Source organism: Sphingopyxis sp. DBS4 (assembly GCF_024628865.1).
Classification (GTDB): Bacteria; Pseudomonadota; Alphaproteobacteria; order Sphingomonadales; family Sphingomonadaceae; genus Sphingopyxis.
Map to the genome: position 1 here is coordinate 2,463,143 of NZ_CP102384.1, position 20,990 is coordinate 2,484,132.

General features: G+C 67.6%; 10 protein-coding genes. 7 read left to right on the plus strand and 3 right to left on the minus strand.

From position 1 onward, the window contains the following. Positions 1-11 precede the first annotated feature (11 nt). Both NP825_RS11740 and NP825_RS11745 read right to left on the minus strand, forming a co-directional pair. On the minus strand, positions 12-245 hold the full coding sequence (locus NP825_RS11740; RefSeq protein WP_257543605.1) for a BolA/IbaG family iron-sulfur metabolism protein: 234 nt from the start codon (positions 243-245) through the stop codon (positions 12-14). Between the two features lie 10 nt (positions 246-255). Further along, positions 256-582, minus strand: coding sequence for a DUF1476 domain-containing protein (locus NP825_RS11745; protein WP_257543608.1), 327 nt, complete (start codon positions 580-582; stop codon positions 256-258). Positions 583-792: 210 nt separating this feature from the next. On the opposite strand from NP825_RS11745, the gene NP825_RS11750 reads away from it, so the two are divergent. The 7 genes from NP825_RS11750 to NP825_RS11780 all read left to right on the plus strand — a co-directional run bounded on the left by NP825_RS11750 (position 793) and on the right by NP825_RS11780 (position 20,094). Further along, positions 793-3,888 (plus strand): CHAT domain-containing protein, encoded by a 3,096-nt coding sequence (locus tag NP825_RS11750; RefSeq protein ID WP_257543610.1) that lies wholly within the window; start codon positions 793-795, stop codon positions 3,886-3,888. Positions 3,889-3,892: 4 nt separating this feature from the next. Continuing rightward, positions 3,893-5,968: an adenylate/guanylate cyclase domain-containing protein gene (locus NP825_RS11755; RefSeq protein ID WP_257543612.1), complete on the plus strand. Its 2,076-nt coding sequence runs from the start codon at positions 3,893-3,895 to the stop codon at positions 5,966-5,968. Next, positions 5,955-6,719: a hypothetical protein gene (locus NP825_RS11760; RefSeq protein WP_257543614.1), complete on the plus strand. Its 765-nt coding sequence runs from the start codon at positions 5,955-5,957 to the stop codon at positions 6,717-6,719. The genes NP825_RS11755 and NP825_RS11760 overlap by 14 nt, the downstream gene beginning before the upstream one ends. A 282-nt stretch (positions 6,720-7,001) precedes the next feature. Next, complete coding sequence (locus tag NP825_RS11765; protein ID WP_306996672.1) at positions 7,002-8,750, plus strand: ShlB/FhaC/HecB family hemolysin secretion/activation protein; 1,749 nt, start codon at positions 7,002-7,004, stop codon at positions 8,748-8,750. A 30-nt stretch (positions 8,751-8,780) separates the two neighbouring features. Next, positions 8,781-17,516 carry a hypothetical protein gene (locus NP825_RS11770; RefSeq protein WP_257543616.1) on the plus strand — a complete coding sequence of 2,912 codons (8,736 nt, stop codon included), beginning with the start codon at positions 8,781-8,783 and terminating at the stop codon, positions 17,514-17,516. A 46-nt stretch (positions 17,517-17,562) separates the two neighbouring features. Continuing rightward, positions 17,563-19,041, plus strand: coding sequence for a cysteine--tRNA ligase (cysS, locus tag NP825_RS11775; RefSeq protein WP_257543618.1), 1,479 nt, complete (start codon positions 17,563-17,565; stop codon positions 19,039-19,041). 108 nt (positions 19,042-19,149) lie between these two features. Then, on the plus strand, positions 19,150-20,094 hold the full coding sequence (locus NP825_RS11780; RefSeq protein ID WP_257543621.1) for a D-2-hydroxyacid dehydrogenase: 945 nt from the start codon (positions 19,150-19,152) through the stop codon (positions 20,092-20,094). 34 nt (positions 20,095-20,128) lie between these two features. Here NP825_RS11780 and NP825_RS11785 read toward each other — a convergent pair whose 3' ends face one another. Continuing rightward, positions 20,129-20,977, minus strand: a complete 849-nt coding sequence (locus NP825_RS11785) for a metallophosphoesterase (protein WP_257543623.1) — start codon at positions 20,975-20,977, stop codon at positions 20,129-20,131. Positions 20,978-20,990: the final 13 nt, after the last annotated feature.

Sequence of the window (20,990 nt, forward strand, 5' to 3'; positions counted from 1 at the left end):
GCGTCTCGCCCCTATGAAGGAACGGCGGTGGTCAATTGCAAGGCATGAAGTTCGCCGCCCATGCGTCCGCCGAGCGCGGCATAGACCGCCTTGTGCTGCGCGACGCGGGTCAGCCCGCGAAAGGATTCGCTGACGACATGCGCCGAATAATGCTCGTTATCGCCCGCCAGGTCCGTGATCGTCACCACCGCGCCCGGAAGCGCCGCCGCGATCATCGCCTTCAGATCATCTTCGCGCATTCCCATCGGACCAGCCTCAATTCTCGCTGTCGATGAACTGGCGGCGCGCCTCGGCCGCCTTTTCGTTGAGCGCGGCACGAATTTCGGCATCGCTGATCTCGACCTGCGCGGCGGTCAGATCGCCCGCGAGCTTGCGGATCACATCCTCGTCACCCGCTTCCTCGAAATCGGCCTGCACCACCGCCTTCGCATAGGCGTCGGTCTCTTCGGGGGTCAGGCTCATGCGTTCGGCGGCCCATTCGCCGATCAGCCGGTTGCGGCGCGCGATGATACGGAACTGCACGTCCTGGTCGCGTGCGAATTTCGCTTCATGGGCCCGTTCACGATCGTCGAATGCGCTCATCTTGTCCTCTTCAATGGGAAAATCTCCCCTCCAGATAGGTCGCCCCGTGCCGGCGCGCAAGGCGGCTGTGCGGCAGATCACTTCCCTTTTGCAGGCGAAGGGTTTAGGGTCCGCGGCGACGGGAATGGGTCGTACCGCAGCGTATAGACTGCGCCATGCCCCCGACATCGCAGGCATGGCGCGTCGAAGCTCGTCTTTGGGGGATTGGTGATGACCGTTCGACGTCCGTTTTTCGTGCCGATTCTGGCTGCGCTCGTCACAGGCGTATCGTCCCCCGCGCTGGCGCAGCCCGACGACCCGACTCTTCGCGACAGTTTCTCGATCGGCGATCAGGGCGGCGCGCTCTGCGAGGTGCAGGCGACGGTGCGCGATTCAGTGATCAAGGGCATGTTCGACCGCGCCTGGGTGATCGTCTGCCGCGACGCCAGCCAGCCCGTCGGCTATGTCCGCACGTTGCGCGCCGGCGCCGACGAGGCCCGCGCCCGCATCGAGACGGGCCGCACCGGAGCCATCGCCTGCGCCGCCGACGGCACCTGCACGGTCAAGGACAGCGATGTCGCGTGGCAGACGCGGATCGAGGCCGTCGGCAACACCGCCTATACGGTCGAGGGTTTCGCCGCCTATGGCGACGCGCTGAACCTCGCCCTCGAATCGATCCGGCACAGGAAGATCGCGTCGGGGCAGATCAAGGTCGCGACAACCTCCATCGGCGGCGGCGACGGTTTCGCGCGGACGCTCGCCGGAACCATCGACGTCGACAAGGCGCTGGCCGAGGGCTATCGCCGCAACCATAGCGGCGACTACGCCGAAGCCGCCGAATTTTTCGAAGCGCTGTCGCTTCGCACCGAAGGCGACCAGGCGGCGGCCGGCATCGATCCGACCGAATTCACGCTCAACCGCGCGCTTCAACGCTCGAATCTCGGCGAATTCGCGGAAGCCGACCGCCTGTTCGCGGAGGTCGAGGCGATCCCGACGAGCGACCCGGTGCAGCTTCGCCTCCGCCGCAATTTCCGCGCGATCCACGCGCTCAATCAGCGCGATTACGACGGCGCCGCAGCGCTGCTCGAAACGCCGATCCCGCCGCTGACCAACGAAGTCCAGGTAGAGGGGAGCGCGGTGACGCTCACGCCCCAGATCGTCGCCGGGGTCAACAGCGGTGCCAATGCGCGCGCGGTGCGCCAGGCGGGCGACCGCGAACGGCTGACTCCGACCGAACGCGCGCAGATCATCGACGCGCAGGCGGTTCACCTGCTCGGCACGGTCGAACGGCTGCGCGGTGATGCGAAGGCGGCGAAAGCGGCGCAGATCAAGGGGCTCGCCGACGCGCTCGCGGTGCGCGAAGGGCGCGTGACCTCGATCGTCCGGCTGCGCTCGCAGATGCTCGGCGAGCTCGCGCTTGCCGAAGAGGCGCTTGGCGACAAGGACGCCGCCGACGCGCGCTTCCAGGAATCGATCGGCGCGCTTGCGGTCGAATATCCGGAAACCAACGCGCTCGCATCGGCGCGCGCGCGCTATGCCGCCTTCCTCACCCGGCAAGGCGAGGACGACAAGGCGCTCGCCATCTATCATGATGTCGTCGCGGCGCTCGCCGGTTCGCAGCGCTCGACTACGGGCATGGCGAATATGATGGCGCCCTATTACCGCTTGCTCGCCAGCCGCGCCGCGACCGATCCCAAGGCCGCAGGCGACTTTTTCGTCGCCAGCCAGCTCCAGGTCCGCCCCGGCGTCGCCGACACGCAGGCGCTTCTCGCGCGCGAATTGTCGGCGGGCAGCGACGACGGCGCGCGCCTGTTCCGTCAGGCGACGACGCTGAACCGCGATGTCGAGCGCGCGCGGATCGAGGATGCGCGGCTCGCGCAAATGCCCGAAACGGCCGAGGTCAATGCGATGCGCGCCGACCTCAAGATCCAACTCGACAATCTGTCGTTCCAGCAGGCCGAAACCGTCACCAAGCTGGCCGCCTATCCGCAATATCGCGTCGTCGCGCCGGGCAAGCTCGACCTTGCCGAACTGCAACAGGTGCTGCGTCCCGACGAAGCCTATCTGAAGATGCTCGTCGTCGGCGATTCGGTCTATGCGATGCTGATCGGCCCGGGCGACGCGACCTTGTGGCGCAGCGACATCAGCGCGCAGGGGCTCGAAAACGCGGTCGACACGATCCGCTCGACCATCTCCATCGTCGAGAATGGCAAGCGCGTCACCTATCCCTTCGACGCAGCCACGGCGCGCAAACTCTATACCCAGCTCTTCGGCCCCGTCGCCGATCGGCTGCCGAGCGTCCCGCACCTGATCTTCGAGCCCGACGGCGCGATGCTGCGGTTGCCGGTCAACCTGCTCATCACCTCGGACACCGGGCTCGCGGCCTATGAACAGCGCCTGGCCGACCCGAACGCCGACGCGTTCGACATGCGCGGCATCGCCTGGCTCGGCCGGTCGACGCGGCCGAGCACCGCGGTGTCGGCTCTGTCGTTCCGCAACGCGCGGCAGACGGCGCCCTCCGACGCCAAGCACGAATATTTCGGTCTCGGCGAAAATCTGCCGGTGCGGGGCGGCGTCCTGCCGTCGCTGGGCACCCGCGGCGCGGCCGGCGGCGGCGTCGACGGAAGCTGCCAGTGGGACGTCAGCCAGTGGAGCCGGCCGATCTCCGCCGCCGAACTCGTCACCGCGAGCAGCACGATGGACCGCGGCGCCGCGACGCTGCTGACCGGCGGCGCCTTCACCGACACGGCGGTCAAGAGCCGCGGCGACCTGTCCGATTATCGCATCATCCACTTCGCGACGCATGGGCTCGTCACCGCACCGCGCCCCTCCTGCCCGGCGCGGCCCGCACTCGTCACCTCGTTCGGTGATCAGGATTCGGACGGCCTGCTGACCTTCCAGGAGATTTTCGACCTGAAGATCAACGCCGACCTCGTCATCCTGTCGGCGTGCGACACCGCGGGCGCCGCGACCGTCGCGGCGACGCGCGAAGCGGGCGTCGCGAGCGGCGGCGGCAACGCGCTCGACGGGCTGGTGCGCAGCTTCATCGGCGCGGGCGGGCGTTCGGTGATCGCCAGCCACTGGCCCGCACCCGACGATTTCGACGCGACCAAGCGGCTGATCGGCGGCCTGTTCACGGCGCGGCAGGGCGAAAGTATCGCCGACGCGCTGTGGACGAGCGAGATGCAGCTCATGGACGACAAGCGCACCTCGCACCCTTATTATTGGGCGGGCTTCGCGATCATCGGCGACGGCGGTCAGCCGCTGCTCCACGGCACCACCGCCACGGCGCAAAGCGAAGGGACCGCGGGCCATTCGGCCCTCTGATCTGATGGCGACGGCGACCACCGATTTTGCGCCAGAGGAGGCGCGCCCCACTGCGGTTCCGCTGCGCAAACGCGTTCGCCGGCTGGTGATGCAGCTTGGTCCGTCGCGCATGGCGGCGACGATCCTGTTCCTGATCGTCGCGATCCTGTTTGCGCGGCTGAGCTGGCAGATGCCGCTCGTCGGCGACGCCGAACGCGCGCTTTACGATGCACGCGCGACGCTGATGGCGCCGCATGTCGGACAGGACAAGCGCATCGTCATGATCACCTATAATGACGAGACCTTGTTCAACACTGGCATCCGCTCGCCGCTCGACCGTACGATTCTCGCCAACGCGCTGGGCAACCTCGACCAGATGGGCGCGAAAGCGATCGGGATCGATATCGTCTTCGACTCTCCCCGCCCCGACGACGCGCTGCTGAAGACACAGCTTCGCGCGATGAAGACGCCGACCTGGCTCGCCTATGCGGAGCAGGCGAGCAACCCCAACACGATCTTCTACGAACAGCAGAAATATCTCGAATCCTATCTGGCCGATGTCACGACCGCAACGACGAAGCCGACCAGCGTGCTGTTCCGCACCGACGGCGACGGGGTGATCCGCAACTGGCCCGACCGGCCCAAGGGGCTGCCGCCGTTGATGGCGAACGCGCTTGCGCCCGTCGATCCGGCGCATGCCGATTATCGCGGCAACATCCGCTTTCTCGTTCCCGCACGCGTCGCAAAGGGGCAGGAAGAGCCGGTCTTCGCGAACATCCCGATCGACACGTTCGCGATGCCGATGGACGATGAAACGCGCGCCGGCTTTTCGGAGCTGATCAGGGGCCGCTATGTCCTGATCGGCGGCGACGTGATCGACAACGACCAGTTCAACACGCCGCTCAGCCGCTTCACCGATCCGATCACCGGACTGCACGAGACCATGATCGGGCTGGAGGTCCACGCGCATATGCTGGCGCAGCAACTCGACAAGGACTGGTCCAATCCGCTGCCCGGCCCGGCGCTCTGGGTGCTGGCGGTCCTCGTGGTGCTCGCGGGCGGGCTCACCAGCCTCATCGATATGCGCGCACGCTGGGTCGCGCTCGCTTTCCTCGGCCAGATGGCCTTCTTCGCCGCTTTCCCCTTCTGGCTGCAGGGCCACCATGTCGACACCACTACCCTTCCCGCCTTTGGCTGGGCGATCGGCTGGCTGTTCGGCTATGCCGGGGTCGGCACCGCCGCGCGCACGATCGGGTCGCGCCAGCGCGCCTTCGCGCAGTCGGCGCTCGGAAAATATTTGCCCGCCGACATCGCGGCGCAGATCATGCGCGACCCCGACCAGCTCTCGCTCCACGGCGAGCGGCGCAACATCTATTGCATCTTCACCGATCTCGAAGGCTTCACCAAATTGAGCCATGCGACGACGCCGGAAACGGTCGCGCGGCTGCTCAACGAATATCTCGACCGCCTGTCGGACATCGTGCTCGACCATGGCGGAACGATCGACAAGTTCGTCGGCGACGCCGTCGTCGCCTTTTGGGGGGCGCCGATCAGCCGGGCGGACGATGGCGAAAAGGCCGCCGCCGCGGCGGTCGCCATGTATCAGGCGGGCGAGGCCTTCCGGGTCGACCTGGCAGCCGAGGACGTGCCGCCGATCGGCATGACCCGCGTCGGCCTGCACGTCGGCGACGCCATCGTCGGCAATTTCGGCGGCGAGGGGCGCATCCAATATACCGCGCTCGGCGACAGCATGAACACGGCATCGCGGCTCGAATCGGCGAACAAGAGCCTGAAGACCGGCGTCCTCTTTTCGGCCGAAGCCGCCGAACGCGCGGGCCGCGACGATCTGGTGCCGATGGGCCGCGTCACGTTGCGCGGCCGGGCACAGCCGGTCGACGTGCTGACACCCCGCCCCGACCTGTCGCCCGAACAGCGCGCGCGCATCGCGGCGCTTGTCGCGGCGCACGCCGTGGGCGATAAAAAAGCCTATGTGACCGCCGCCACAGCATTGCGGCAGGAGTTCGGTAAGGATTCCTCCATCATGTTCCTGATCGAACGCCTGAACGAGACCGAAAAGGGAGAAAGCTATGTCCTTTCCTGATGTTCCGATGCGGCGCATCGGCCTGACCGCCGCTGCCGCCATCGCCGTGGTCGCCTTTGCCGGCACCGCCGCCGCGCAGTCGATGGTCGTGCGCTCGACGGGGCCGTCCGCCGGCAAATATCCGACCGGCACCAAGCTCAAGTCGACCGACCGGCTGACGCTCGTCTCGGGCGACAAGATCGTTCTCATGCAGGCGGGCAAGACGCGCACGCTGTCAGGGCCCGGCACCTTCGGCGCGACCGGCACCATCCAGGCCAGCCAGTCGATGGGCGCGACCGTGACGCGGATGCTGTCGACCGGCCCCACGATGCGGTCGCGTGGCGGATTTTCACGCGGTGCGGACGAACCCCCGCCGGTCGACGTTCGCGCCCCGAACCTGTGGCTGGTCGACTTTCGCGAAGGCGGCACCTTCTGCGTCGCCGACCCCGCGCGGCTGACGCTGTGGCGGCCGAACATGGACACCGACCAGCTTCTGAAGATCGAGCAGGACGGCAAGGAAGAGACAGTCGCGATCGTCGCCGGCGCGAATTTCCGTAAATGGCCGACCGAGGCGATGCCCCTGCAATATGGGGTCGACTACCGTCTCTCCGGCGCGGGTCTGGCGAAGCCGGTCACCATCCGCTTCACGCCGATGGGGCCGCTGCCCGACAGCGCCGAAAGCTCGGTCGACATGCTGATGGCAAAGGGCTGCACGCCGCAGCTCGACCGGCTGGTCAGCGCGATGTCGGATGCCGAAACAACGGGTGGTTAATCGATCAATGGGCGGGCATTGAACCCGCCCTGCCCATCTGATAATAGTGCGAAAAAGCTGCCATAAAGAAAAGCGGCAAAGTCCTTTCCTTGGGTCGAAAATTCGCACTGCCGGGCAACCGGCGGGGCATGAGCTATGGGTGCGCGCGGTATGGCGGGCGCACGAGGTACGCAAGGGGTAGGGATGACGGGCATGGGGGTTCTGGAGCTTGGCGGAAACGCGCGGTCCGCGCGCGATCGAATCCGCAAGACGATTTATAAAACAGGCGCTTGCTCGGCGGGATTGATCGCCCTGAGCTTGCCGCTGGCGGCGCAGGCCCAGGTCGCGCCCCCGGTCGCGTCGTCGGTACCGACACGCGAGGAAATCCAGCGCCCCGCCCTGCCCCCCGCAACGCCGCCGGGCGAACGGGTGATCGCGGCCGACGACAGCATCGAACGCGCCCCCTGTCCGCTCGCCAATCCCGAATTCGCCGATGTCATGGTGACCGTGCGCGAGGTGCAATTCTCGGGCGGCGAAGGCATCGACACGTCGATGCTGGGCGAAAGCTGGCACGACAAGGTCGGACAGAAACTGCCGGTCGCGGTGGTTTGCGACATCCGCGACCGTGCCGCCACGATGCTGCGCGCCCGAGGTTATCTCGCCGCGGTGCGCGTGCCGCCGCAGACGATCGACGACGGCGTCATCAAGCTCGACATATTGTCCGCGCGGATGACGCGGGTCGAGGTGCGCGGCGACGCCGGCGCGAATGAAGGCCTGCTTCAGCGCTATCTGTCGCGGCTCGACGATCAGCCGGTGTTCAACATCGCCGACGCCGAACGCTATCTGCTCCTCGCCCGCGATATCCCCGGCCTTGACGCACGGCTGACGCTGCGTCCCGGTGCGGCGCCCGGCGAAGTGGTCGGCGAGGTCACGGTGGTCCGCACCCCCGCCGTCTTCGATTTCAACGCCCAGAATTTCGGCTCGAAGGATGTCGGCCGCTGGGGCGGGATCGCCCGCGCGCGCATCGCCGGCCTGACCGGCATGGGCGACCTGACCACGCTCAGCTTCTATGCGACGCCCGATTTCGACGAACAGAATGTGCTCCAGCTCGCGCATGAATTCCGCGTCGGCGGCGAAGGGCTGCGTTTCGGCGCGAGTTACACCTACGCTTGGACCCGCCCCGACATCACCGGCTTCCCGGTCAAGTCGAACACCCAGATCGTCAGTCTGTTCGCTTCCTATCCGCTCGTCCTGACGCAGGCGCGGCGCGTGACGCTGGGCGGCGGGCTCGACATCATCGACCAGGACATCAAGCTCGGCCCGCTGCCGCTCAACCGCGACCGCATCCGCGTGCTCAACCTGCGCGCCGACGCGGGCTGGATCGACCCGGCGTCGATCGCGGGCAAGAACGGCTACAGCCCATCGGAACCGCGCTGGTCGCTCGGCGCCTCGATCGAAGCGCGGCAGGGATTGAACGCCCTTGGCGCCAGCGACGATTGCGGCCCCGGCGGGGCGGCCTGTTTCCTGCCCGGCGCGATCCCGCTGACCCGCATCGAGGCGAAGCCCGACGCCTTCCTCGTCCGCGCCAGCGCGCAGGCCGAATGGCGGCCCGCGAAATCCTTTACGCTGGCGGTCGCGCCGCGCGCGCAATGGGCCAGCGATCCGCTCGTCGCCTATGAGGAATTTTCGGGAGGCAATTTCACCGTCGGCCGCGGCTTCGACCCTGGCACGGTGATCGGGGACAGCGGCGTCGCGGTGTCGGCCGAGGCGCGCTACGGCTCGTTCATCCCCGGCAACACCAAAAGTTTCGCGGTCCAGCCGTTCGTCTTCTTCGACGCCGCGTGGGTGTGGAACAAGGACAGCAGCTTCAACGGGCTCAATCCGCAAAAACTCTATTCGGGCGGCGGCGGCCTGCGCCTTGCCTATGGCAATCTCGGCCGCCTCGACATGACATTGGCCGTGCCGCTCAACAAGGGCGGCTTTCTGGCCGAGCGGCCCAATCCGCGTTTCCTGGTGTCGCTCACCACCCAGTTCGGCGTGAAGGCGCGCTGAGCCATGACCTTTGCAGCAAGGACCACCGCCATGCGTGCCACCGCCACTCCCTCGCCCGTTCGCAACGGCAAGCGGCGCCTCCTCAGCAGTTGCGCGATCGCCGCCGGCATCATGGCGCTCGCTTATGGCGGCCCGGCACAGGCGCAGGTCGCAGGAAGCGCGCTGAACCCGCCGGGTACCGTCACGATCGGTACCGATGCGGCGAACCACACTACCAATGTGAGCGTTACCGATGCCCAGACGATCATCAACTGGGTGCCGACCGACACGACCGGGACCGGCGACATAGATTTCCTGCCGTCGGGCAGCACTTGGAATTTCAACGGCACCGGCGACTATGTCGTTCTCAACCGCTTCGTGAACGGTGCGGGCGGCTCGCTCAGTCGCCAGATCGCGCTGAACGGGGAAATCAACAGCTATATCGGCCTGACGTCAGGCACGCAGGGCGGCAGCATCTGGTTCTACAACGCAGGCGGCATCCTGATCGGCAGTTCCGGCGTGATCAATGTCGGCAGCCTCGTGCTGACGACAAGCGACATCGACACTAGCGGGGGATTTTTCGGCTCGCCCGATCCGACCGACCCGACGGTCCGCAGCATCCGCTTCATGGCCACGACGCCCGGCAGTACGCGCGGGGTCACCGTGAACGGTGAAATCCATGCGAACCAGCTGGGTGCCCCCGGCAGCAGCTATGTCGCGCTCGTCGCGCCGCGCGTCACACAGGCGGGGCGTGTCGAGGTCTATGGCTCGGCCGCCTATGTCGCCGCCGAAGCGGCCGACATCACGATGAACGCGGGGCTGTTCGACATCCAAGTCGGGGTCGGCGCCACAGGCGGCCAGGCGATTACGCACACCGGCATCACCACGGGCCCCGAACAACAGGCATCGGGGCCCGCGCAACGCATCTACATGGTCGCGATCCCCAAGAATGATGCCGTGACGATGCTGGTATCGGGTCAGGTCGGCTATCAGGACGCAGCGGCATCGGCTCAGACCGATTCGGACGGCCGCGTCATCCTGTCGGCGGGCTATGACGTAACCAGTAATGCCTTTACGGGAGAGGCCTATCTCACCCGCAACCCCGCCGCCGCGGCGGCAGACATCACGGTCAACGACATCATCTTTCGCAGCAATGTCGAGGCCCATGCCAGCGGCGCCTTTCTGGGCCAGCCGTTCGGCGTCGTCCCGACCGGCGGCCCCTTTACCTTCGTCCCCCCGCCGCAGCAGGGGCGCTTCGCGATTCAAGGCGACGGCTTCTTCACCGGCGACACGAGCGCCACGCTGACCATCAATGCCGGCCGCGTGGGCTTCGTGACAGGCAATCTGAGCGTCGTCTCGGGCGGTAACGCCACGACACCCGGCGATGCCGCGATCAACGTCGCGGGCGGCCAACTCTCCGTCCAGGGCCTCACCTCGATCTCGGCGCCGGGCTTTTTCGGCACCGCGACCGGCGACACCCAGGGCGGCAGCGCCGGCCTGACCATCACCAACGGCGGGCAGATGATCGCCAGCGGCGGCCTCTCTCTCTCCGCCGACGCCTTCGGCGGTTTCGACGACGGCGGCCTTGCGAGCGGCGACGGAACCGGCGGCTCGGTGACGCTCACCGTCGCGGGCGCGGGCAGTTCGCTCAGCGGCGGCGATATCTATCTTCACGCCAACGGATATGGCGCGCTGCCCTCATCGGGTTTCGACATCGCGGATACCGGCGGCGCGGGAACCGGGGGGACCGCGACGGTTCGCGTCCAGAACGGCGCCAGCCTTTCCACCACGGCGGGATTGACGCTGGAGGCCAATGGCCAAGGCGGCTTCGGCCTCGACCAGTCGGGAATCGGGCACGGCGGCGACACGCTGGTCGAAGCGACCGGAGCCAATAGCTTGCTGCAGGCATCGCAGACCAGTCTCGCGGCCACCGGGATCGGCGGCGGCGGCGACGTTGACGACCCGCTGACCGGCCCCGTGGCGTCGCAGAACGGCGGCGAAGGCATCGGCGGCACCGCGACGCTGCGCTTCAACGCCACCGGCACCTCGCCCCGCAGCACCGGCCTCACCGACATCGACGTATCGGCGGCGGGCGGCTCTGCCGGCGATTTCGATGCGGCGAGCGGCGAAAATGCACGTGGCGGCGACGCGACCGGCGGCGACGCGGTGGTCGAGGTGCTGGGCGGCAACGCGCAGATGACCTCGCTCACCATCAATGCAAGCGCCGTCAGCGGCGAGGGCCGTAGCGGTAGCGGCACGACCGCGCGAAGCGGCGACGCCGAAGGCGGCACAATCGCCATTTCGGCCGTCGGCGCCGGATCGGTGCTGGGCCTGTCCGGCGGCTCGGTCCTTCTCGACGCCAGCGGCACCGCCGCCACGGGCCTCCACGAAAATGCCGGCAGCGGCAGCGGCGGCACGATCGGCGTTTCGGCGACGACCGGCGGCACGATCAGCGGCATGGCCATCCTGTCGGGCAACGCCTTCGGCGGCAGCTCGAACATCTCCCCGCTGCTCAGCGCCGGCACCGGCACCGGCGGCTCGGTCGATTTCCTCGCCGACACCGGCGGTACCCTCTCCGCCCAAGCCTATCAGGCGCGCGCCAACGGCAGCGTCGTCAACACCGACGGCAACAACGGCGCCGCACGGGGCGGCAACGTCTCGATCATCGCGCGCGGCGGCGGCACCGTCGCCGCGACCGCAGCCGGCGTCTCGGAACTGGAGGCGGCAGCCATCGACGGGATCAGCGCCGACGGCAGCACCGCGACCGGCGGCGGCATCCGGATGATCGCCGATGGCGGCGCGATCCGCCTGCGGGGTCTCACGCTGAATGCCGACGCCACCTCGGGCCGCGACGATCCGGGCAGCGCGTCGCTGGCGACGGGCGGGACGATAGCGATCGGGGTCGGCGCCGGTGCGAACAGCATCTTGTCGGTCGATACGCTCGAAGCCCAGGCCAACGGCATCGCCGGCGCCTATTATGACGGCTTCGTCTCCGGGCCGGGCGATGCGCGGGGCGGCACGATCACGCTCGACATGCAGGGCGGTAGCCTCACCACTTCGACGAGCACGACCGGCATCGCCTTGTCCGCGGACGGCATCGGCGGTGACGGCAGCGAAGGACGCGGCGGCAGCGTCGCCTTCACCCAGACCGGCGGCGCCGTGACCACCGGCAATGTGCTGATCACCGCGAACGGCGAAGGCGGCGAAGCGGGCAACGGCATCGGCCGGCTCGCGACGCTCAGCTTGACCGGCGGCACCTTCAACGCCAACGGCGGTTCGGTCGTCGTGACGGCGAACGGCGAGGGCGGACAGGGTTTGACGGGCAATGATGACCCCGATTTCGGCCGCGACGGCGGCACGGGCGGGTTGGGTCAGGGCGGAACGGCGACGATCACTATCGGCGGCACCGCGGTCGTCAATGCGGGCGTCCTCGGCGCCTATGCCAGCGGTACCGGCGGCAGCGGTGGCGACTTCTTCACCGACGGTCTCGAAGCGGGAGCAGGCGGCGCCGGCGGAACCGGCAACGGCGGCCTCGCGACGCTCAACCTGATTTCGGGCAGCCTGACCTCCGATATCGTCGTGGCCGAGGCGCGCGGCAATGGCGGCACCGGCGGCACCATGTATTCGTCGAGCAGCACGGGTCCGTCGATCGGCGGCGGCGTTGGCGGCGACGGCGGCGCGGCCGCCGGCGGCACGGCAACGCTCAATCTCGGCACGACCGCCTTGACCCTGGGCCCCTCCGGCGGATTGTCCGCCCGCGCGATCGCGACCGGCGGCCAGGGCGGCAACGGCCCGTCGGAAGGCACCGGCGGTGACGGCGGCCTCGCCGAAGGCGGCACCGCTCAGGCGATCATCGACAATCATGACGCCGGCCAGCTGACGCTCGCTCTCGACAGTAGCGCAACGGGCGGCAACGGCGGCTTCGGAGATTCGGGCGACGCCGGCAATGGCGGCGACGCCATAGGCGGCACCGCGCGTGTCGAAGCGAATGGCGCCGATGCCGAAGCCGTTGTCTCGCAGAGCAATTTCCTTACCAGCGCGACCGGCGGCAACGGCGGCACCGTCTTCGGCGATTCCCTGGCAGCGCCGACCGTCGCCGGGCGCGGCGGCAACGGCGGGTTCGGCGCGGGCGGAATCATCGAGGTCGCCGCGAGCAACGGCGCGACGATCGGCCTCAGCGGCGATTTCAGCAGCAGCGGGACCGGCGGCAACGGCGGCAACGGCGGCAACAATCTGAACGCGCCCATGCTCACCGGCGGCGACGGCGGGACCGGCGGCGGCGCACTCGGCGGCATCGTCCACCTGTTCGCCAACGGCGGCACCGTCACGTCGGACGGCGCGCCCGTCGCGATCACCGTCGGCGGCGTGTCCGGGGCCGGCGGCAACGGCGGCACCGGATCGGGCAGCGACGGCAATTTCGGCGGCACGGTTGCCGATCAGGGCGGCACCGTCGTCATCGAGGCACTGACGACGCCCGGCGGCACCGGCGGGATCACCCTCGGCGACACGAGCATCCAGGCGAACGGCAGCCTTGCCGGGCGCATCGAACTGCGTGCCGACAACAGCGCGATCACGATGAACAGCCTGACCGCCGAAGCGACGGGGTATGCGGAGCCGGTCAACGGCAACACCACGCCGGCATCGCCCGGAATCTTCCTGACCGCGACCGGCGGTTCGATCGCCACGACGGCCGCCACGGGGGGCGACATGACGCTGCGCACCAACGGCGGCGTCGACATCGACGCGCAAGGCGACGGTCAGGTGAGCGCTACCGGCAATCTGACGATCGACGCTTTCGATACGGTCCATGTCACGCATACGGATCGCGGCGCAGCGCCGACGCTTTCTGCCGCCGGCGACCTGTCGATATCGAGCGGGCTCAATATCAACGCGGACCCCGGCACGCTGCTGAGCGCCGGCGGCACGCTGACGCTTCAGGGCATCGGCCCGGTCTCCAGCGTCATCGCGGACCGGATTTCGGGCAACGATATCGTCATCACCGCCAACGACCTCGCCGTCATCGAACATGCCGAGGCGGTGGACGACTTCCTGGCCAATACCTACAGCTTCCGCACCGGACTCAATTCGATCATCGCCGGCGGCGATATCGACATCAATGTGGTGACGACCGCCGATCTCGGCAATTCGACCGCGGGCGGCCATATCGCCGTCACCGCGCGATCGATCGACTTCAACAATGCGAACGCGGGCACGTTCGTGTCGCTGAATGCGTCGGGCACGGGCGCCACCGACGGCATCGTCGGCACCAATATCACCGCCGACGGCGGCGTCAGCCTTAATGGACGAAGCGTCGACATCGACGGGACCGTTCAGTCCGGCCAATCGCTGTTCGTGACCGCGAACACGGGCAATGCCGCGATCGGTCTGGCCAATGTCGCAGGCGATATTTCGGTCTTTGCCGGTACCGATCTTTCGGGCACCTATCGCGCGGGCGGCAACGTCAATCTCAATGCCAATGGCAATGTGACCGCCGAAGCCGATGCCGCGGGCGGCTATGTCGACCCATCGGGCAGTTTCACCTCCGAAGGCTATGTGTTCGCCGAGGCCGACGGCAATGTGACCCTGACGAACAGCAGCGCTGCAACGATGCTGGGCGTTCAGGCAAACGGCGCGGCGAGCCTGACCGGAGCGAGCGCAGGCGAGGATGTCTTCGTCCTTGCCGGAACGACGGCGACGCTGTCGGGTATCACCGCCGGCGACGACCTGACCGTCCAGGCCAACGGGCTGGTCAGCGTCACCAACGCCGCGACGACCGGAACCGGCCGCGACGACCGCAGCATCGTCTATGCTCCAATCCCCTCGTCGCCGACGATCTCCTTCCTGCAGATCGTGACGACGCCCGCCGATCTGTCGAACATCATGTTGACGGGGGACGCGGGCATCGCCGCCGCCAATGTCCGCGCGTTCAACAATCTGACCGCCACCTCGGGCGGCACGATCACGGCGACCGGACCGCTGGTCGCGGGCGGCAACCTCGACATCGGCGCGGTGGGCGCCGTCAACTTGGCGGATGCGACCGCGGGCGGCTTCATCGACATCGACGGACAATCGATTGCCTTCGACGCGCTCGACGCAGGCGGCTATGTCGATCTCGACACGACCACGTCGGAAGGCGATCCGGGCACGGTCACCGGGGTATCGATCGTCGCGGGCGCGGACGTCCATCTGGCGGGCAGCAGCATCGACACCGACAGCGTCACCGCCGCCGCTTCGCTTTCGGCGACCGGCACGACCGGCGCGGTCGCGATCGACAACGCCGCCATCACCGGCAATATCTCCGTTTTGGCGGCCGGGAACATCAGCGGCACCTATAGCGCCGGCGGCGACGCGCTACTAAGCGCGGGCGGCAATGTCGTCGCGTCGGTCAGCGCGACGGGCGGCTATCCCGACTCGTCCAACCCCGATCTGCCGAGCGGCGGCAACGTCTATGTCGATGCTGCCGGCAACGTCACCCTGACCGACAGCAGCGCCGGCGGGATGTTCGGCGTCAACGGCCGGTCGGTCGCGCTGACCAACGCCGCGGCGGGCGAGGACATGCTCATTCTCGCGCAAGGCCCCGCGACCCTTTCGGAAATCAGCGTCGGAGACGATCTCGATGTGCGGGCCACGGGTGCGGTCATCGCAAATGACGTGAGCGCGACCGGCCTCGGGCCCGACGGCTTCCTGCTGAACTATTCCCCGACGGGCGGCTTCACCATCGGGCAGGGCGAAGGATCGACCTCGCTAGACGGCGCCGACATCGACCTTCGGTCGTCGGGCGCGTCGGTCGGCGCGAGCGGTCTGTCGGCGGGCGACGACATCTTCCTGACCGCCGCGACCACGATCGCGCTGAACGGCGCGGAGACGCTGGGCCTCGGCGTCACCGGCGGCGACAGCAGCATCCGCACCTCGGGCGGCGATACGACGCTGGCCGGGCTCGACGCGTTCAGCGACGTGGTCGTCGATGCGGCCGGGACCGCCAACGTCACCGGCTCCGTGCAGGCGGGTCGCGATATCGCGATCAACGCCGGCAACGTCCAACTCGCCGATCTGGCCACCCCCGGCGGCAACGCGCTCCAGACGCTCACCGCGGGACGCGATGTCGTCATCGCCTCGGCCGCGGGCATCGACGGCGGCCGCATTACGGGGCAAGGCAATGTCACGCTGACCGCCAACGGCGCGATTGCCGTGACCGGCGTCGCGAGCGGCGGCGACATGAACCTCGCGGGTGCAACGGGAATTGCCGCCGACCGGGTCGAAAGCGGCGGCGCGACGACTCTCGCCAGCAGCGACGGCCTCATCAACCTCGGCTCGCTGACATCGACCGGAGATGTCGACGCGAGCGGCGATAGCCTGTTCATCGGCGATGGCGGCAATCTGACCTTCGCCAATCTGGTCACCGATGTCGGCGATGCGGCGGTTCGAACGAGCGGCGATTTGGTCGTCGTCAACGGCAACATCGCGGGCCGTGTCGACCTGGCCAGCGCGGGCGAGCGGATCAGCATCGATACGCTGACCGCGAACAGCGCCAACATCTCGGCGACAAACGGATCCGTCACGCTGAACAATGTCACGGTGACGAGTTCGCTCAACGCAAACGCCTTCACGTCGGTGCAGATCAGCGGCATCGTGACCGGAGAGAATATCACGCTGGCGTCCGGCGATATCGAGATCGGCAGCGCCGCGCGCGTCGGCACGGCAGGCGTGACGCAGGGGCTGTCGTTCCAGAACAGCAACAACGAGCAGCAGACCTTCGTCGGCGGCACCGGGACGCGCGATGGCTATCATATCGATGCCGACGAGTTGACGCGCGTCTTCGGCAACAATGTCGATATATTTGCGCCGGAGGTATTCGTCGCCGCCCCATCGCTGGTCGGCGGAACCGCGCAGCCCGATGTCGTGGTCGACGACTTCACCATGACCGCGGGCGGGTCGGGGGCAAATCTCGGCGCCACCGGATCGCTGTCGATCTTTACGCCGGGCAAGATGCGCGTTCTCGGCGATGTCCAGTTGACCGGGCTTTCGGACACCAACGCGCTCAATCTGCGCGCCGACACGGCGCTCGAAGTCCTGTTGGGTCAGGGTTCGGTGCGCCTGGTCGGCGCGAACGACGCACCGGGCGGACAGCTCAACATGCGGTCGAGGGATATCATCGTCGCCACGCCGGAGGCCATCGACGACGTTGCCAATGCCACCACGCTCGAGGCGATCGAAACGCGGCTGGCGCAGAACGACGGCATCACCCTCGACGAAGGGGCGCTTTTCGCGCGCGGCATGAACTTCAACGGCAATGCCTATGTCCAGAACAGCGGCAGCGGCACCGACTATGCCCAGCGGCGCGGCCTGACCTTCGGCGCGGGCGGGCTCAATGTCGCGACCGAAGGCAATGCGCGGATCGTGCTCAACGGGGTGCATCTGGGCCCGAACGGGCAGGTAACGGGGCTCGACACGATCCCGCTGCTGACGATCAACGGCGGCGGCGTGGTGGTCCCGTCCGATCTCTACAACCCGGCGGCGACCTTCAACGGCTGCCTGATCGCCGGCGTCGCCGCCTGCTCCTTCGTCCCACCCGAGCAGCCCGACTATGAATCGAACTTCCCGGTCCAAGACGTGATCGAGAAGGAAGTCGATGGCGACGATGACAGCGGCGACGGCACCAGCCTGCCGACCGCGCTGATCACGATGCGCGCCCTCGACCCGCTGACCGGCGAGCCTTTGCTCGACGATCCGGTGACCGGCGCGGGCAACGACGATCTGTGGACGCCGACCACCGACACGCAGCCCTGAGCCTTTCGGTTGACGGACCACCCCGGAGCGGGGCAAGGGCGCGGATATGACCGACGCCCCTGCCCCGCTCGCGGATTCCGGCGCGCCTCTGCGGCTGTTCAACAGCCTGACGCGCCGCCTGGAAGATTTCCGACCCGTCCATCCCGGCGAGGCCCGCGTCTATAGCTGCGGACCGACGGTCTATAATTATCAGCATATCGGCAACATGCGCGCCTATGTCTTTGCCGACACGCTCGGCCGCACCCTGTCGTTCAAAGGCTACACACTCCGCCATGTCATCAACATCACCGACGTCGGCCACCTGACGTCGGACGCCGATGCCGGCGACGACAAGATGGAAAAGGCCGCGGCCTCGCAGGGCAAATCGGCGTGGGATGTCGCGGCTTTCTATACCGCCGAATTCAAGCGCGACCTCGGCTGGCTGGGCGTCCGCGATCCCGCCAAATGGACCGTCGCGACCGACTATGTGCCGCGGATGATCGCGTTCGCGGAGCGTATCGCCGATGCGCATTGCTACGAGCTCGACAGCGGCCTCTATTTCGACGTCTCGACCGTCGCCGATTACGGCCGCCTCGCGCGTGCGGTGACCGACGAAGGGGAGGGCCGGATCGAGGAAGTCGAGGGCAAGCGCCACGCCGCCGACTTCGCGATCTGGCGCAAGACCCCGCCCGGCGAGACGCGGCAGATGGAATGGGATTCGCCCTGGGGCCGCGGCGCGCCCGGCTGGCACCTCGAATGTTCGGTGATGGGCGAGGCCGAGCTCGGGATGCCCTTCGATATCCACACCGGCGGCATCGATCACCGCGAGATCCATCATCCGAACGAGATCGCGCAGAACCAGGCCTATCGCGGCTGCGGCAGCCTCGACTGCGCCGAGCATTCGGGCGCCCGGATGTGGATGCACAATAATTTCCTGATCGATCGCGGCGGCAAGATGTCGAAGAGCTCGGGCGAGTTCCTGCGCCTGCAATTGCTGGTCGACCGGGGCTACCACCCCCTCGCTTACCGCCTGATGTGCCTGCAGGCGCACTACCGGTCGGAGCTGGAATTTTCGTGGGAAGGCCTCGGCGCCACGCTGACGCGGCTGAAGCGGCTGGTGATGGCGGCCGCGTCGGTGCGCGATGCCGGCGAAGCGGAGATCGCCGACCGCCGCCTTGCCGACCTGCTCGCCAAATTCGACGCCGCCATGTCGGATGATCTCAACACCCCCGTCGCGCTGACTTTGCTCGAAGAGGCGGCAGCGATGAAAAAAGTCGATGCGGGGCAGAAACGCGCCACGCTGGCGGCGATGGACGCCGTGCTCGGCCTGCAACTGCTGACGCTGTCGCGCGAGGAGCTGCGGCTTCGCCCTAAAACCGCAACGATCAACGAACCGGCAATCGAGACCATCCTCGCCCGCCGCAAGGACGCCCGCGCGGCAAAGGATTTCGCCGCCTCCGACGCGTTGCGCGACGAACTCATCACCGCAGGTGTCGAGGTGATGGACGGCGACCCGCTGGGATGGGATTGGCGGCTGGACAATTAATTCCCCTCCCGCTTGCGGGAGGGGTTAGGGGAGGGCATGTTGGCCCGACCCGTTGCGTATTTGGACAGGCCCTCCCCCGGCCCCTCCCGCAAGCGGGAGGGGAGATGCATGACCAAAACCATCACCGTCCTGTCCGGCCTGATCCGGCCGCTCGTCGAAAGCCGCCTGCCCGATTGGGTCGAACCGCGCTTCTTCATGAGCAAGGAAGAGGCGATGGCGCTCGCGCCCGAAGCCGAGATCGGCTGGTTCGACATGTACGACAAGAAGGACATGGCCGCCGCGGTCACTGCCGCGACGAAGATGAAGTGGCTCAACTCGATCTATGCCGGGGTCGACGGCATGCCGCTCGACCTGCTCAAGGAACGCGGCACGGTGGTGACGAACGGCGCGGGTATCAACGCGATCACCATCGCCGAATATGTCGTGATGGGAATGCTCACGGTCGCCAAGGGCTATCGCGACGTCGTCCGCGCGCAGGAGCGGCGCGAGTGGCTGATCGAATCGCCGGGCAAGGTCGAACTCTATGGGTCGAAGGCGCTGCTGCTCGGCTATGGCGCGATCGGCAAGCTGATCGAGGAGCGGCTGAAGGGCTTCGCGGTCGACGTCACCGTCGTGCGCCGGTCCCCTGGCGCCAATACGCTGACCCCCGACCAGTGGCGCGCGCGGCTCGGCGAATTCGACTGGGTCATCCTCGCGGTCCCCGCGACCCCCGAAACCGACGGCATGATCGGCGCCGCCGAACTGACCGCGATGAAACCCACCGCGACCCTGATCAACATCGCGCGCGGCGCGGTGGTCGATCAGGACGCGCTCGTCGCAGCGCTCGACGCGAAACAGATCGCGTCGGCCTTTCTCGACGTCACCACCCCCGAACCGCTCCCCGCCGACGACGTGCTGTGGAGCCTCGACAACGCGCACATCACCATGCACCTTTCAGGCCGCGCGCAGGACAAGATGTTCGTCCGCGCCGCCGAACGTTTCCTCGAAAATCTGGGCCGCTGGCACAAGGGCGAGCCGGTCGAGCCGCGGGTCGATTTGACACTGGGGTACTGAAAACGCCGTCTGCGCAAGCGCGACGGAAAAGCGTTCAGACCGGCCGCTCGGCCTTCAGCTCGCGCACCAGCGGTTGCAGCCGCTCGTCATATTTGGCGAGCATCGTGTGCGCCCCGGCGTGGTCGTAGAAGCTCACAAGTTCGCGCCCGTTCCAGCGGTGGATCGCATAGGCGGGGTCTTCGGCGACGATCATCGGACGATCGTCGGGCTTGTTCTCGTCGATCGGGCGAAGGTCGAGCGAGACCTGCGGCGCGGTCGACGAGCAGATGGCGATCGTGCGCCCTTCCCACGCGACGGTGACGGCGCGGTGGAGGTGGCCGCAAATAAGGCCGCGCACCTGGTCGTGGCGGCGGACGACGTCCGTGAAGCGATGCACCCATGGCTCGTCGGGATGGGTGTTCATCCATTCGATGCCGCTTTCGACGGGCGGGTGATGCATCACGATATAGGTCGGTTTGTTCCGGTCCTTCGCCAGCTCGGCGTCGAGCCACGCCGCCCGCGCGTCGCAAAAGGCGCCGCCGTGCCGCCCTTCCTCGAGCGTGTCGATCGTGACCAGCCGCAGTTCGGGCAGCTCGACCGCATATTGGATAAAGCCGTTGCCGTCGTCAAAACCCGGAAACTGCGCGTGAAAATTGTCGCGCAGATCATGGTTGCCGACGCTCGGCCACACCGGAAAGGGGCAGCGCGAGAAAGCGGTCGCCAGCCGGCGGTAGCTGTCGGGGTCGCCGCGATCGGTGATGTCGCCGGTCGCGAGCAACAGGTCGGGACGGTTCGGCCCCTCGATCAGCACGTCGAGCACGTCGTCGAGCCGCTTGCGGTTATATTCCGCGGGGTTATCAGGATCGAAACCGATATGAATATCGGTGATCTGGGCGATCAGCATGTCCGTCCTCTGC

Bases quoted from the DNA above. Each gene is read 5' to 3' on its own strand.
- NP825_RS11740 (WP_257543605.1), bottom strand. From the start codon at position 245: ATGGGAATGCGCGAAGATGATCTGAAGGCGATGATCGCGGCGGCGCTT.
- NP825_RS11745 (WP_257543608.1), bottom strand. From the start codon at position 582: ATGAGCGCATTCGACGATCGTGAACGGGCCCATGAAGCGAAATTCGCA.
- NP825_RS11750 (WP_257543610.1), top strand. From the start codon at position 793: ATGACCGTTCGACGTCCGTTTTTCGTGCCGATTCTGGCTGCGCTCGTC.
- NP825_RS11755 (WP_257543612.1), top strand. From the start codon at position 3,893: ATGGCGACGGCGACCACCGATTTTGCGCCAGAGGAGGCGCGCCCCACT.
- NP825_RS11760 (WP_257543614.1), top strand. From the start codon at position 5,955: ATGTCCTTTCCTGATGTTCCGATGCGGCGCATCGGCCTGACCGCCGCT.
- NP825_RS11770 (WP_257543616.1), top strand. From the start codon at position 8,781: ATGCGTGCCACCGCCACTCCCTCGCCCGTTCGCAACGGCAAGCGGCGC.
- cysS (WP_257543618.1), top strand. From the start codon at position 17,563: ATGACCGACGCCCCTGCCCCGCTCGCGGATTCCGGCGCGCCTCTGCGG.
- NP825_RS11780 (WP_257543621.1), top strand. From the start codon at position 19,150: ATGACCAAAACCATCACCGTCCTGTCCGGCCTGATCCGGCCGCTCGTC.
- NP825_RS11785 (WP_257543623.1), bottom strand. From the start codon at position 20,977: ATGCTGATCGCCCAGATCACCGATATTCATATCGGTTTCGATCCTGAT.